Genomic DNA, 13,126 nt, shown 5'->3' with positions numbered 1-13,126 from the left:
AGCGATCAAATGTTGAAAATTTTCTTCTAATTATTTACATCAAGCATAAGGTAGTAACAACTGATGAATCGCAAATATCTTCTAAATCCTAGATTGATACAATCATATTAACCGTTACATTTGTTTATGCCTTAGATATTTGTTGGGGGTGGTACTTTTGATACAAGATGCTTTTACGGAAAATTTATTGGTCAAAGTTGCGTGGTATTACTATAAAGAAAACTTAACCCAAAATGAAATTACAGCACTCTTAGGCTTGTCCCGCAACAAGGTCGTCCGCCTCCTCGAAAAAGCTCGAGCGGAGGGCATCGTTCAATTTCATATAAATGGTCATGGGGTTCACTGTTTAGAAATTGAAAAGGAGCTGACGAGCACATTCTCACTTGCCAATGCATTCGTCCCCCCTACACCGAGCGATGTAAACTCAATTAGCAATACGCTTGCCAAGGCGGCTGCACAATATTTACAAAACTTATTACAAAAGGACGATCTGGTCGGGTTTGGCTGGGGTAAAGCCGTTTCGGATACGATACGGAATCTGTCATTAGAAACGTACAACGAAATATCAGCCGTTACATTAACAGGTGGTGTAAATTACTATTTTCCAAATAGTTATATAGGGAACGAAGGACTTAGTAAATTTCAAAAAATCCATGTCATTCCCGCTCCTTTCCTTGCTTCATCTGAAGAAATGGCTAATCAATTTTTATATGAGCCTTCTGTAAGGGTAATGCTGGACCTCGCGCCTCTATCAAAATATGTAGTTGTCGGCATTGGCGGTTTATCGCCTGACGCAACGATCATTCTTGAGGAAAAGATGACGATCAATGAACTCACATATATTAAACAAAATCATGCCGTCGGTGATATTTTAGGACAATTTTTTAATATAAATGGAGAGGTGTTGGATTTACCTCACCACTCAAGACTAATTGGCACGAAGCTGCATTCATTGCAACAAATGAATCATGTCATCGCTGTGGCTGGAGGCCCATCAAAAATTGAGGCGATTTACGGTGCACTAAAAGGTAATTATGTAGACACATTGGTTACAGATGAGGCGACAGCAGTTTCATTATTAAAAATGGAGGCTGAGAAGAAAAATGACGTATATCCTCGCATTTGATGCTGGCACTGGCAGTATTAGAGCCGTTCTCTTTGATACAAACGGCAACCAAATCGGTGTGTCCCAAGCAGAATGGACCCATTTACCTGATGAAAAATACCCCGGGTCGATGGATTTTGATTACAAACAAAACTGGGAGCTCGTTATTCGCTGTGTGCAAAACCTTTTATCTGATACGAATATTGATCCAAAGGACATTAAAGCAATCAGCGCAACGAGTATGCGTGAAGGATTTGTCCTCTACGACGAAAATGGCGAGGAAATATGGGCATGTGCAAATGTAGATGCCCGTGCCTCTGATGAGGTGAAATATTTAAAAGCATTACATGCCGATTTGGAACAGCAGATTTATCATATTTCCGGGCAAACCTTTGCGCTCGGTGCCCTTCCGCGCTTGTTATGGCTTAAAAATCACATGCCTGATCTATATGAAAAAGCAACTTCTATCTCGATGATTAACGATTGGATTTTGTATAAATTAACAGGGCAATTATATTCGGATCCATCTAATGGCTGTACGACAGGGATTTTTGATTTAAATAAACGAAATTGGACTTCCGCTGTGACCGATTTATGCGGAATAAAAAGCAGCCTCTTTCCACCTGTAAAAGAAGCTGGAGCGATCATTGGCGTTGTAAAAAATAATATCGCCAAAAATATAGGGCTTGCTCCTGACACATTGGTCGTTGCTGGAGGTGGCGATGCGCAAATGGCATCTGTCGGTGTTGGGGCCGTTAATAAACAGCAAACTGTTATATCAGGTGGATCGTTTTGGCAGCAAGAAGTCAATATTGACTCCCCTGTCACCGATCTTCAAGGAAGGATTCGCGTTAATTGCCACGCCGTCCCAAACCTTTGGCAAATTGAAACGATCGCCTTTTTCCCTGGTCTCGTCATGAGATGGTTTCGAGACGCCTTTTGTGAAAGTGAAAAGCAAGAAGCAACGGCAACTGGGCGTGACCCGTACGAATTACTCGAAGAAAAAGCAAAAGATGTCCCTGTTGGATCAAATGGCATTATGCCGATCTTTTCTGATGTAATGAATTATATTGAATGGCGTCATGCCTCCCCATCTTTCATCAATCTTAGCTTAGACCCTCAACAATCTGGCAAAAAACAGATGTTTAAATCACTTCAAGAAAACGCAGCTTTGATCACCTTAGGCAATTTAAAACTAATTCAAGAAGCAACCGGATTTTTTCCAAAAGAAGTGATTTTCGCTGGCGGGGCTTCAAAAGGAAAGCTTTGGAGCCAAACTTTGGCAGATGTTCTTGGTGTTCGTGTAAAAGTACCCGTCGTCAAAGAAGCAGCCGCATTAGGAACGGCATTATTTGCTGGAATTGGGGCAAATCTATATTCCAATATAAACGAAGCAGTAGATCAAGTTGTTAAATGGGATCGCATCCATGAACCGAATATGGAAAATCACGAACAATACGTCCATATTTACGAACGGTGGAGAAAGGTGTATAAGGAACAACTGCGCCTCGCCGACAACGGCCTGACGACTCATATGTGGAAAGCCCCTGGCATCTAACCATTCTTTGAAGGGAGGTGAGCATATGAAAAAAGTAAACGAAGTTGATTTTGAGTATCGCTTTGGGGATAACGGGCCGAAATATTTAACGAAAGGACCGAATGTTGATATTGGTGTCGTTGTCTTAAAACCTGGTCAAGACTTCCCTAATCATTACCATACTACTTGTGAGGAAGCTTTTTATATTTTAGAAGGTTCGATTGATTTTTATATTAATAATAAAAGATATCCGACGAAGCCCGGCGATATGATTCAATGTAGTCCTGGCGACTCACATTACTTAATCAACAATTCTACTGGAAACTTTAAAGCTGTTTTCATTAAATCACCACATATTGAGGCGAATGATTCTGTTGCTATTGAGAAACCAATGATTGAATAAGGAGTGGATAGCTATGAGTTGGGGATTTAAAAACCGGCTTAATAAAATTTTGCCGAACGGAAGAGCAGTCATGCTGGCCATTGACCACGGCTACTTTTTAGGACCAATTACCGGTTTGGAAAAACCGGGAGAAACGGTGAAAGATTTATTGCCATACACAGATTCCCTCTATTTAACACGGGGTACATTAGCCGCTTGCATTCCTGAAGATACAGAGCTTCCAATGGTACTGCGCGTTTCTGGCGGACCGACCGTCGTTGGGAAAGATTTAGCAAATGAAACGATTGTCACCCCTATTAAAGAAGCGATCCGCCATAATGTTGTCGGTGTCGGCGTTTCCGTTTTTGTCGGATCGGACTATGAAACTCAAACGATTACGAATCTAGCAAATGCGGTAACAGAGGCTCATGATTACGGCCTGCCTGTTCTTGGGATTACAGCAGTTGGCAAGGAATTGGAAAAACGTGATGCACGTTTTCTCGCCTTAGCTTCCCGAGTAGTTGCTGAAATGGGAGCTGATATTGTTAAAACCTATTATTGTGATGATTTTGAGAAGGTTACGAGTACATGCCCAGTTCCGATCGTCATTGCCGGCGGCCCTAAGTTTGATACGATTCGTGAAGCTTTGGAAATTACACATAACGCGATGGACCAAGGAGCGGCCGGAGTCGATATGGGGCGTAACATTTGGCAATCCTCCCAGCCAATTGCTATGATTAAGGCGATCCATTCAATTGTGAAACAGAATTATACAGTCGATGAAGCCGTCGAATTATATGAATCTGTTGCACAAGTGAAAGCATAATGAAGGAGGAAGATCATTGGCAAAAGTAGCATTTTTACTCGCAGACAACTACGAAGATTCCGAAATGGTACATCCATACGAGGAAATTAAAAAAGCTGGCCATGAAACAGTCATTATCGGTTTAGAAAAAGGCGTCGACTGCAAAGGGAAAAAAGGCGCTGTTTATCAAACAGACATCGCTGCATCGGAAGCCAATTCCAGCGAATTTGATGCTGTCGTCATCCCCGGCGGAAGTGCACCTGAAGCATTGCGCATAAACGAAGATGTCGTACGCTTTGTAAAAGAAATCAATGAACAAAACAAATTGATTGCAGGAATTTGCCACGGACCACAAGTAATGATTAGCGCTGATGTGCTAAATGGCAAAACAGCAACATGCTTCATTGGCATCCGTGACGATGTGAAAAACGCCGGTGCCGAATTCGTTGATCAAGAGGTCGTCGTAAGCAAAAACATCATCACCTCACGAACACCAAAAGATGAGCCTGCATTTATTAGGGAGATTTTAGAGAAAATCTAAAGCGGTTGCTAGGTATCATTCAAATTTTGTTTTAGAAGGGGCTGTCCTAGAAGTCGAATTATTATTGACTTCTGAATAGCCCCTTCTTTTTTATGCTCGGGTTGTTGTCGATTTCCCCTTAATAGCATATTTTCGTCATTATGGTCAATCGAACTCCATCCGATTAACCTTCACCCGCTGAAAGTCTTCAATAAGGTCAATCGAAACATGCTCGAGTGACCCTTCACGAGAAATAATCCTCATTTGGGGAAATCGAAACCCGCCCGAGTGACCCTTCACGAGAAATAATCCTCATTTGGGGAAATCGAAACCCGTCCGAGTGACCCTTCACGAGAAATAATCCTCATTTGGGGAAATCGAAATCCGGCCGAGTGACCCTTTACGAGAAATAATACTCATTTGGGGAAATCGAAACCCGCCCGAGTGACCCTTCACGAGAAATAATACTCATTTAGGGAAATCGAAACCCGTCCGAGTGACCCTTTACGAGAAATAATACTCATTTAGGGAAATCGAAATCCGTCCGAGTGACCCTTCACGAGAAATAATAATCTTTTGGGGAAATCGAAACCCGTCCGAGTGACCCTTCACGAGAAATAATAATCTTTTGGGGAAATCGAAACCCGTCCGATTGACCCTTCACGAGAAATAATACTCATTTGGGGAAATCGAAACTCAATCGAGTGACCCTTCACAATAAATAATACTCATTTAGGGAAATCGAAATCCGTCCGAGTGACCCTTCACGAGAAATAATACTCATTTGGGGAAATCGAAACCCGTTCGAGTGACCCTTCACGAGAAATAATACTCATTTGGGGAAATCGAAACCCGGCCGAGTGACCCTTTACGAGAAATAATCCTCATTTTGGGAAAATCGAAACTCAATCGAGTGACCCTTCACGGGAAATAATCCTCATTTGGGGAAATCGAAACTCAATCGAGTGACCCTTGATGATAAATAGAGGCTGGGACTATCTAAAGTAATCAAGTCCATAGGCGAACAATGCATTGCATTAGCGTAGGAAATATACGTAGACTCCTGCGGGTGGAAAGGCATCGCTGAGACCCCGCAGTGCGCGTTTTAAGGAACGAAGCCTACATTCTCCACATCGTGTGGCAACGGCTTCCTGACCAACATCCTGTTGGCCCGAGACTCACCAGCCGGCCGCGGAAAGCGAAGTATATTTCCGAGTGAGTTATTTGCAGTTGCTATCGTTCGCATTTGGGGTTGATAAAAAAACGCTTTTGTCCCAGCCTCTAATAACAACATATATGTATATAGATTAGTACGTGGCTGTTCACTTATTCAAAAATAAAACAGAGAGTCCAATAGACTCCCTGCTTCAAGATTCACTTTGTAAAATAGCAATATACGATTAAAACACTTGGCATAAATCTGCTAAAGTTTGTAAATACCTCGCCGCTGGGGCGCCATCGATGATGCGATGATCGAATGTTAAACTTAATGGTACCCGCTCTTTTTGAATGATTTCTCCATTTTCCAAAATGATATATGGCTCGATTTTTCCAATACCGAGAATACAGACTTCCGGCGGGTTAATGATTGGTGTAAAAAATTGGACACCGTATCCACCAAGATTCGTAATCGTAAATGTACTTCCTGTTAATTCTACGGATGAGAGATTTTTTTCCGAAAGATTTCGAGATATATTTTTAAGGGCTTCATCTAATTCATTTAGGGTTAGCTGATCCGCGTCGCGAAGTACAGGTACATAGAGCCCTTCATCTGTATCAACAGCCATCCCTAAGTGAATCTGTTCATAGTATGTCACACGTCCATCTTTAATATGAGCATTTAAAGCTTGATGTTGTTCCAATGCACGGATCGCTGCATGGGAAATGATGCTATTCCAACTGATTGAAGACATCCTTTCTTTTCTTTTTGTCCCTATTGCAGTCACATCAGCCCAAGCAGTAATCGTTAGCTGGGCAGATTCTTGCAGGCTTTTCATCATTCTTGTTGCGATTGTTTTACGAATTCCCGCCATTTCCTCCGTTTTAGTTCCCATTTCAATGCTCCCCGCCGATGCTTGTTGAATATCTTCTTCCGTGAGTGCACCGCCAGGGCCTGTACCAATCACATCCGTTAAATTTACATTCAAATCTTTCGCTAATTTTCGCAATCGAGGAGAAATCCTTACAAATGACCGATCGTCTAGTGCAACAGCACTCTCTGCTCTATCTTCTGGAATCGTTGGTTTAACCGTTTCACTGTCAGCTCCTGTATCGATCGTAACGAGCACATCACCAACCTTTGCAGAATCACCCCTTTTGACGATAATCTGATGAATGGTCCCGGCTTCCTCTGCCTCAATTTCAAAGACGGCCTTTTCAGTCTGAACTTCTACAAGGGTGTCACCTTCTTCGACCTTGTCCCCCTCTTCTACATGCCAAAAGACAACTAAACTTTCTTCAATTTCATCCGATGTTTGTGGTAATTTCACATGAAACACAGATTTTCCACCTTCCTATTAGTACTCACTTAGCAGTTTTTTCACTTCATTATAAATAGCGGTTGTGTTCGGAATGACGAAGTCTTCAAGCGGGTCACTATACGGAATCGGCACATCAGGAATCGCCAATCTACGGACTGGTGCCTCCAACTCATACAATGCTTCTTCGGCAATAATTGCTGAGACCTCTGCTGTAATGCCATATGAGAGATAATCTTCGTCGACGACAACAAGTCGATGTGTTTTTTTCACTGATTCAATGATTGTATCCTTATCGATTGGAGCAAGTGAACGCAAATCGATCACTTCCGCATTAATTCCTTCCTTTGCCAATTTTTCCGCCGCTTGTACCGCATAATGGGTCATCATTTGTACACCGACAATCGTCACATCGCTGCCTTCACGTACGACCTTCGCTTTATCAAGCGGGACGGTGTATGCCTCCTGTGGCACATGTCCGACCGATTCATCAAGCTGATCCATCCAGCCTAGGCCTTGCAATGATTTATGGAACATGAAAACAACTGGATTATCATCACGGATGGCGGCTGTCATCATTCCTTTTAAATCATATGGAGTAGATGGGGCAACCACTTTCATACCTGGCATATGTGCAAATGTTGCATATAATGTCTGTGAATGTTGGGCAGCATCATTATAACCGCCTCCTACCGCTGTCATTAACACCATCGGCAGCTTTACATTCCCTCCAGACATATAAGGGATTTTCGCCATATGATTATAGATTTGATCCATACAAACGCCAAAAAAGTCAACGAACATAAGCTCCGCAATTGGACGCATCCCTTCGGCAGCAGCGCCAATTGCCGCTCCAATGATAGCGGTCTCAGAAATCGGCGTATCAATAATCCGCTCACTGCCGAATTTTTCAAAAAGGCCTTGGGTGGAGCCAAAAATTCCGCCATATTTTCCGACATCTTCTCCCAATACAAAGACATTTTCGTTATTCTCCATTTCAAGTGCGATCGCCTCAGCCATTGCCTTATTACCAGTTAAAATTCTTTTTTTCGTCGTTTCCATGAGTGTTTTCTCCCTTCTTTCAATTAAGATGTGAATACGTCTTCAAGCGCTGCTTCAGGCTTTGGAAAATTGCTTTCTCTTGCGAATTCATAAGCCTTATCTACTTCAGCTCGAGCATATTCTTCCATTTGTTCCATTTCCACTTCTGCAACACCGTATTCATCAATGAGAAGATTTTTAAGTTTCAAAATTGGATCTCGCTCCCTTAAAGTTGGAACTTCTTCTTTTTCTCGATACAATTCTGGATCTCCCTGGAAATGCCCTAGATATCTGAATGTCTCGATTTCAATGATTGTTGGCCCTCGTCCATTTCTCGCTCTTTCAACGGCTACTTCTGAAGCTCGATACATTTCAATTGGATCATTATTTCGAACAAGTTCACTATGAATGCCATAGGCAGAAGCACGTAAATCATTCGATTCAACCGCCGTTGATTGTTTCTTTGGAACGGAAATACCGTAAGAATTATCCTCTACAACAATAATTAAAGGTAATTTCCATAATGCAGCCATATTAAGCGTCTCATGGAATGAACCAGCGTTAGCAGCACCTTCTCCAATAAAAGCAACAGCTACCCAGTCTTTCCCTTTCATTTTTGCCGCAAGTGCCGCACCAGCCGCTTGTGGGATACCAGCGCCAACAATGCCACTACATGAAAATTTTACATTTGGGTCAAATAAATGCATATGTCCCCCTTTTCCTTTTCCTAGACCCGTTTCTTTTCCAAAAATTTCAGCCGTCATTCGATTGATATCCACACCTTTAGCAATCGCATGGTGATGCGGTCTGTGCGGAGATGTTACTGTATCCTCTTTTGTTAAATGAGCACAAATTCCAACTGCCGCAGGCTCCTGCCCCGTCGCCAAATGCATTTCTCCTGGAACAGTCCCGGCACCAATATTGAATACAGGTGTCTTTCCCTCCGTATACACCTCAGCCATTTGATCCTCATAATAGCGAATTTTCACCATCTGCTCATACATCCATTTCAATTTGTCTAAAGGTACGGTCAGCTGTTTTTCTTCGGAAATTGTCATTCGTTGCTCCTCCTCTAAAAATAGATTTCTACTCATCTATTATCTTGCAATTTTCATGCCAATGTTAAAACAGCGTACAAATAACAATCCAGAAATAAAAGCGCAAGCGCCCTTTTTGCGACGTATAAACTGCGCCAACAGAATATTGGTGCTTCGATGTTGCCATAGGACGTGGCGATCTTAGCCGACGAACTAATCGAGAAAAAGGAAACACGGTGAGCCTGAAGAGCGAACCATGCTGACTTATCGTATAGCTAGTCGCTGAGCGACTCGAGCTATACGTAGATTCCTAGATAGAAATTACCCGCAATCCAATATTTTATAATTTCCTACACAGCAAAAAAATGTCCCAATATGAGACAGCATGTCCCAGATTAAATGGGACACTGTTTCATATTGGGACATTCTTTATTACTATTTATCGCACGCCATAACGTTCCATTTGCCGATATAGAGTACTTCTTGCAATGCCTAAATGTTTGGCAGCAAGGCTGTAATTTCCATTGTGTAGTTTGATTGAATGAAGGAGTGCCCGCTTTTTTATTTCTTCTTTTACAGGTAACTCTTCTCCATTAGCTACTCTTTGCTTACTAAATAAATCGATCGGCAATACATCTTCACTTAACGTATCACTATTTGATCTTACGATCGATCGTTCTAATATATTTTGCAGCTCCCTAATATTCCCGGGCCATTCATAGTTAAGAAGCGTTTCATAAAATGCCGATGACACGTCTAGATTGTGCTTATCAAGTCTATATGCCAGTTTTTCAATAAAATATTGTGCGAGTAAGGGGATATCTTCACGTCTATCTCTTAATGGCGGGAGGGTAATCGGAATGACATTCAACCTAAAAAATAAATCCTCCCGAAAGTTACCCTTTCTTACTTCTTCGAATAGATTTTTATTCGTTGCCGCAATGATCCTCACATCAACAGGAATAACTTTATGACCTCCAATTCTAACAACCTCTTTCTCTTGAAGAACACGTAAAAGGAGCACTTGCATTTCCAATGACATTTCTCCTATTTCATCCAAAAAAATGGTCCCGCGGTCGGCAAGCTCAAATTTTCCTGAACTCCCTCCTCTCCTAGCACCAGTAAACGCCCCCTCTTCGTATCCAAATAACTCACTCCCTAGTAAATCCCTTGGGATCCCTCCGCAATTAATCGCAATAAACGGCTTATTTCTTCTTTCGCTTTCATTATGAATTGCTTGGGCAAATATATCCTTGCCTGTTCCACTTTCACCTGTCAAAAGAACATTTGAATCAGAGCGCGCAGCTAATAATGCTTCCCGTTTACTATGTTGGATTTTTGAGCTTTCTCCAACAATATCAAGGAAAGTCATTTTTGCCTGATTTCCTGAAAATTGATTAATGAGCTGCCTCACCTTATGTATTTCTTTAAATGTCAGCAACTTCCCAACCTTTTCATTATGTTGAAAAATTCCCTTGGATGAGATCAATACATGCTTTTCTATCTCATTTGCTACAACTTTGAGCTTAGTTTCCCGATCATGAATATCCGTTTGAAATCCAATGATTTGCTTCATATACTGATTTTCAAAAACTTCATCTATTTTTTTCCCTACAAACCCATTCTTCCCCTGCTTCATCATCCGATGTAAAATTCGATTCGTTTTCAGGATTATTCCTTCCATATCAATGATGATCATTCCTTCAGCAAAAGCGTCTGTCGTCGCTTCCAAGAGGCTTGTCATGATCTCATTTTCTTTTATTTCTTCCATAATTTTCAGTTGCTTTTCGATTGCTCCCGCCGATGAAACAACCATCCCCAGTGTATGAGGATGTACTTTATCTCCTGGCCCTGACATATTTAATGCACCGATGATCTTTCCCGAGGAATCATGAATAGGTGCGGCTGAACATGACCATGGATGGCAAGCGACGGTATAATGTTCGGAATCCCATATTTGAATGGGCTTGTCTTTAGCAATACATGTACCAATGGCATTCGCTCCCATCTGCTTTTCACTCCAAAGTGCACCTTCTATAAATTGGATTTTCTCAGCGTGAACAAGGGGCTGTTTATCTCCAATCACTCTCATAAGGTATCCGTTCTCGTCACAAAGAATAACAAGAAAGCCTGATCCCTTAACAATTGAATAAAGATTTTCCATTAGCGGCATAGCCATTAGGATTAGTTCTTCATTTTGCATTTGTAAAGCAGCGAGTTCACTAGCTGAAAGCAATGCTTGACCAATTTTAACGTGCGGATCAACACCATATGCTTTAGAACGAAGCCATGCCTCTCGCACTTCAAACTTTACTTCTTCATGTAAACGTCCTTCATATACGAAATCCTCCCACATCTTTCTCATCAGCTTTTTATCTATCACACTTGATCACCTCAAAAATATGATATGAAACCAATGCTTGGCACTCCCCCTCGAGCTTTGTTGAAAGAAAGCCATGAGGAGGTTTCTTCATGGCTTTTTATCCGACGTCTTCCCCATTGATCATTTCAAAAAACTGTGCCATTTTATTTTTCGCGCGATTTAATCGCATATCACCGTACGCTCCTAAATCTTCACCGTCGGCCTTTTTCACTTGCGACCAGAGGCTCCATAAAAAGTCTTGAAATATATGATTTAATAAAATTCTTTCCCTTTCAACAAGAGTTGGCTCTCTTTGAAAATAGCTAGTCATAAATAGATCAGCTTCTTCGATTGATAAACCACATTCTTCAATAAAAACACCGACATCCCAAAGGGGATCACACATGCCACTATATTCCCAATCAATGAGGTATAACGTTCCGCTTCTCGTTTTTATTAAATTGCCAGCAACCGGGTCAATATGACATGGAGCAAGTTCAATTGGAATTGATTCATAGTAATCTTTTAGTAAAAACAACTCATGTCGAGCTGCCTCATATCCCTCCAAATAAGTACCGCCTTTTTGATTAATAAGATGTTCATAGAGCTCGATTTCTGCAAATACATCGAATGCATTGTTCATCACACGCCCGCTATAATGAAGTTTCCTTAATATATCTGCTACTTGCTTTATATTTTCATGTTGACGTGCAGATTGCCTTGTTAAGGACTCTGCATCATCTATATATGCTGTAATTTTTAAACCCGTTTCTTTATTAAAATATTCTTGTTTAACATTAATGCCAATTTCATAACCAATCATCGCATTCTCAAACTCATTCACTCGGTTAATCATGCCTACTGTTCCTTTTCCCGGAATCCTTACAACAAACTCTTTATCTTGTATAGTCACACGGAAATTAAGATTCGTCATTCCGCCAACTTGTTGAATATTTGTTATTGAGCAAAGAGGAGCATGTAAAGCATCTGAAATAAGCTGCTTTACTTCTTGATAAAATGCCATACAATCAACTCCTTTGAAAAGATAAAAAAACACATCCCTAACTACATAAGATATGCTGCTCAACACTATGATGTTAACGCTTACATTTATTATACGAGAAACGATCATCTAAAACTAGATGATCTCTTTCATTTTCTAAGGATAAAATCCACTTATGATAATGTTAAGAGGATTTTTCATGGTTATTGATGAATAACCACCTTTGTCCCAATCGAAACTTTTCTTGAAAGTTCCAGAACGTCATGATTGTGCATCCTTATGCATCCATGTGACACACTTTTACCGATAGATGAAGGGTTATTCGTCCCGTGAATACCGTAATGCGGCTTCGATAATCCCATCCACAATACTCCAAACGGCCCCCCAGGATGCGGCTGCTTATTTACAATTGTATAAGTGCCCGCTGGTGTTGGCGTTAACATTTTCCCAATTGCGACCGGATACGTTTTTATTAATTTCTGACCATCATATAGTTTTAGTTGATGCTTCTTTGTGGAAACATCAATCCATAATGCCATACAATCATCTCCATTCGTTTATGATTAGTGTATGAAACTTAGATAGGAATGGGGATATATCATGAGATGTTTAAGTTTAAGTGTAACCACAGAATGGTTGAAATAAATAACATACATAAAATGTGGGAAGTAAAACACCGTTGATTTCTGTTCCAGGGGGTAACACGCGAGTCTCGGGCCAACAGGATGTTGGTCATAAGGCTGTTTCCACACGATGTGGTAACGGCTTCGTTCCTTAAAATGCGCTCCTGCGGAGTCTTGCTTTTACTTCTAATCTTCTAGGAGTCTCCGCCTTTCACTCCAATCAACTAGGTAGGC

11 protein-coding genes are annotated in these 13,126 nt (G+C 41.2%); 5 read left to right on the top strand and 6 right to left on the bottom strand.

Annotated features, from left to right (window positions below; translation table 11 throughout):
* The first annotated feature begins 157 nt into the window (after positions 1 to 157).
* The 5 genes from KHA95_RS09140 to KHA95_RS09120 are packed head-to-tail and all read left to right on the top strand — an operon-like array spanning position 158 to position 4,370.
* Positions 158 to 1,126: a sugar-binding transcriptional regulator gene (locus tag KHA95_RS09140; protein WP_213137190.1), complete on the top strand. Its 969-nt coding sequence runs from the start codon at positions 158 to 160 to the stop codon at positions 1,124 to 1,126.
* The gene (lsrK, locus tag KHA95_RS09135) at positions 1,104 to 2,663 is read left to right on the top strand and encodes an autoinducer-2 kinase (RefSeq protein WP_213137189.1); all 1,560 of its coding nucleotides are present in this window, start codon (positions 1,104 to 1,106) and stop codon (positions 2,661 to 2,663) included. The genes KHA95_RS09140 and lsrK overlap by 23 nt, the downstream gene beginning before the upstream one ends.
* Positions 2,664 to 2,688: 25 nt before the next feature.
* On the top strand, positions 2,689 to 3,045 hold the full coding sequence (locus KHA95_RS09130; RefSeq protein ID WP_213137188.1) for a cupin domain-containing protein: 357 nt from the start codon (positions 2,689 to 2,691) through the stop codon (positions 3,043 to 3,045).
* A gap of 13 nt (positions 3,046 to 3,058) precedes the next feature.
* On the top strand, positions 3,059 to 3,850 hold the full coding sequence (gene lsrF / locus KHA95_RS09125) for a 3-hydroxy-5-phosphonooxypentane-2,4-dione thiolase (RefSeq protein ID WP_213137187.1): 792 nt from the start codon (positions 3,059 to 3,061) through the stop codon (positions 3,848 to 3,850).
* 16 nt (positions 3,851 to 3,866) lie between these two features.
* The gene (locus KHA95_RS09120) at positions 3,867 to 4,370 is read left to right on the top strand and encodes a type 1 glutamine amidotransferase domain-containing protein (protein WP_213137186.1); all 504 of its coding nucleotides are present in this window, start codon (positions 3,867 to 3,869) and stop codon (positions 4,368 to 4,370) included.
* Between the two features lie 1,379 nt (positions 4,371 to 5,749).
* Here the strand turns inward: KHA95_RS09120 and KHA95_RS23260 are convergent.
* From KHA95_RS23260 to KHA95_RS09090, 6 genes are all read right to left on the bottom strand, one after another.
* Positions 5,750 to 6,847: a dihydrolipoamide acetyltransferase family protein gene (locus KHA95_RS23260; RefSeq protein ID WP_213137185.1), complete on the bottom strand. Its 1,098-nt coding sequence runs from the start codon at positions 6,845 to 6,847 to the stop codon at positions 5,750 to 5,752.
* Between the two features lie 18 nt (positions 6,848 to 6,865).
* Entirely contained in the window at positions 6,866 to 7,888 is a 1,023-nt protein-coding gene (locus tag KHA95_RS09110; protein WP_213137184.1) for an alpha-ketoacid dehydrogenase subunit beta, read from the bottom strand.
* Between the two features lie 23 nt (positions 7,889 to 7,911).
* The gene (locus KHA95_RS09105; RefSeq protein WP_481748424.1) at positions 7,912 to 8,925 is read right to left on the bottom strand and encodes a thiamine pyrophosphate-dependent dehydrogenase E1 component subunit alpha; all 1,014 of its coding nucleotides are present in this window, start codon (positions 8,923 to 8,925) and stop codon (positions 7,912 to 7,914) included.
* A gap of 418 nt (positions 8,926 to 9,343) precedes the next feature.
* Positions 9,344 to 11,269: a sigma-54-dependent Fis family transcriptional regulator gene (locus KHA95_RS09100; protein WP_349305460.1), complete on the bottom strand. Its 1,926-nt coding sequence runs from the start codon at positions 11,267 to 11,269 to the stop codon at positions 9,344 to 9,346.
* Positions 11,270 to 11,384: 115 nt separating this feature from the next.
* Positions 11,385 to 12,290 (bottom strand): choline/ethanolamine kinase family protein, encoded by a 906-nt coding sequence (locus KHA95_RS09095; protein WP_213137183.1) that lies wholly within the window; start codon positions 12,288 to 12,290, stop codon positions 11,385 to 11,387.
* A 182-nt stretch (positions 12,291 to 12,472) separates the two neighbouring features.
* A complete protein-coding gene (locus KHA95_RS09090) occupies positions 12,473 to 12,808 on the bottom strand; it encodes a L,D-transpeptidase (RefSeq protein WP_213137182.1) in 336 nt (111 codons plus the stop codon).
* Between the last annotated feature and the right edge of the window lie 318 nt (positions 12,809 to 13,126).

Source organism: Bacillus sp. FJAT-50079, from assembly GCF_018343515.1.
GTDB lineage: Bacteria > Bacillota > Bacilli > Bacillales > Bacillaceae_C > Lederbergia.
This window is presented reverse-complemented; position numbering and strand designations above follow the sequence as displayed.

What these genes read in the sequence shown, in the direction of transcription:
- lsrK (WP_213137189.1), top strand. Translation starts at nt 1,104, where the DNA reads ATGACGTATATCCTCGCATTTGATGCTGGCACTGGCAGTATTAGAGCC.
- KHA95_RS09130 (WP_213137188.1), top strand. Translation starts at nt 2,689, where the DNA reads ATGAAAAAAGTAAACGAAGTTGATTTTGAGTATCGCTTTGGGGATAAC.
- lsrF (WP_213137187.1), top strand. Translation starts at nt 3,059, where the DNA reads ATGAGTTGGGGATTTAAAAACCGGCTTAATAAAATTTTGCCGAACGGA.
- KHA95_RS09110 (WP_213137184.1), bottom strand. Translation starts at nt 7,888, where the DNA reads ATGGAAACGACGAAAAAAAGAATTTTAACTGGTAATAAGGCAATGGCT.
- KHA95_RS09105 (WP_481748424.1), bottom strand. Translation starts at nt 8,925, where the DNA reads ATGACAATTTCCGAAGAAAAACAGCTGACCGTACCTTTAGACAAATTG.
- KHA95_RS09100 (WP_349305460.1), bottom strand. Translation starts at nt 11,269, where the DNA reads ATGAGAAAGATGTGGGAGGATTTCGTATATGAAGGACGTTTACATGAA.
- KHA95_RS09095 (WP_213137183.1), bottom strand. Translation starts at nt 12,290, where the DNA reads ATGGCATTTTATCAAGAAGTAAAGCAGCTTATTTCAGATGCTTTACAT.
- KHA95_RS09090 (WP_213137182.1), bottom strand. Translation starts at nt 12,808, where the DNA reads ATGGCATTATGGATTGATGTTTCCACAAAGAAGCATCAACTAAAACTA.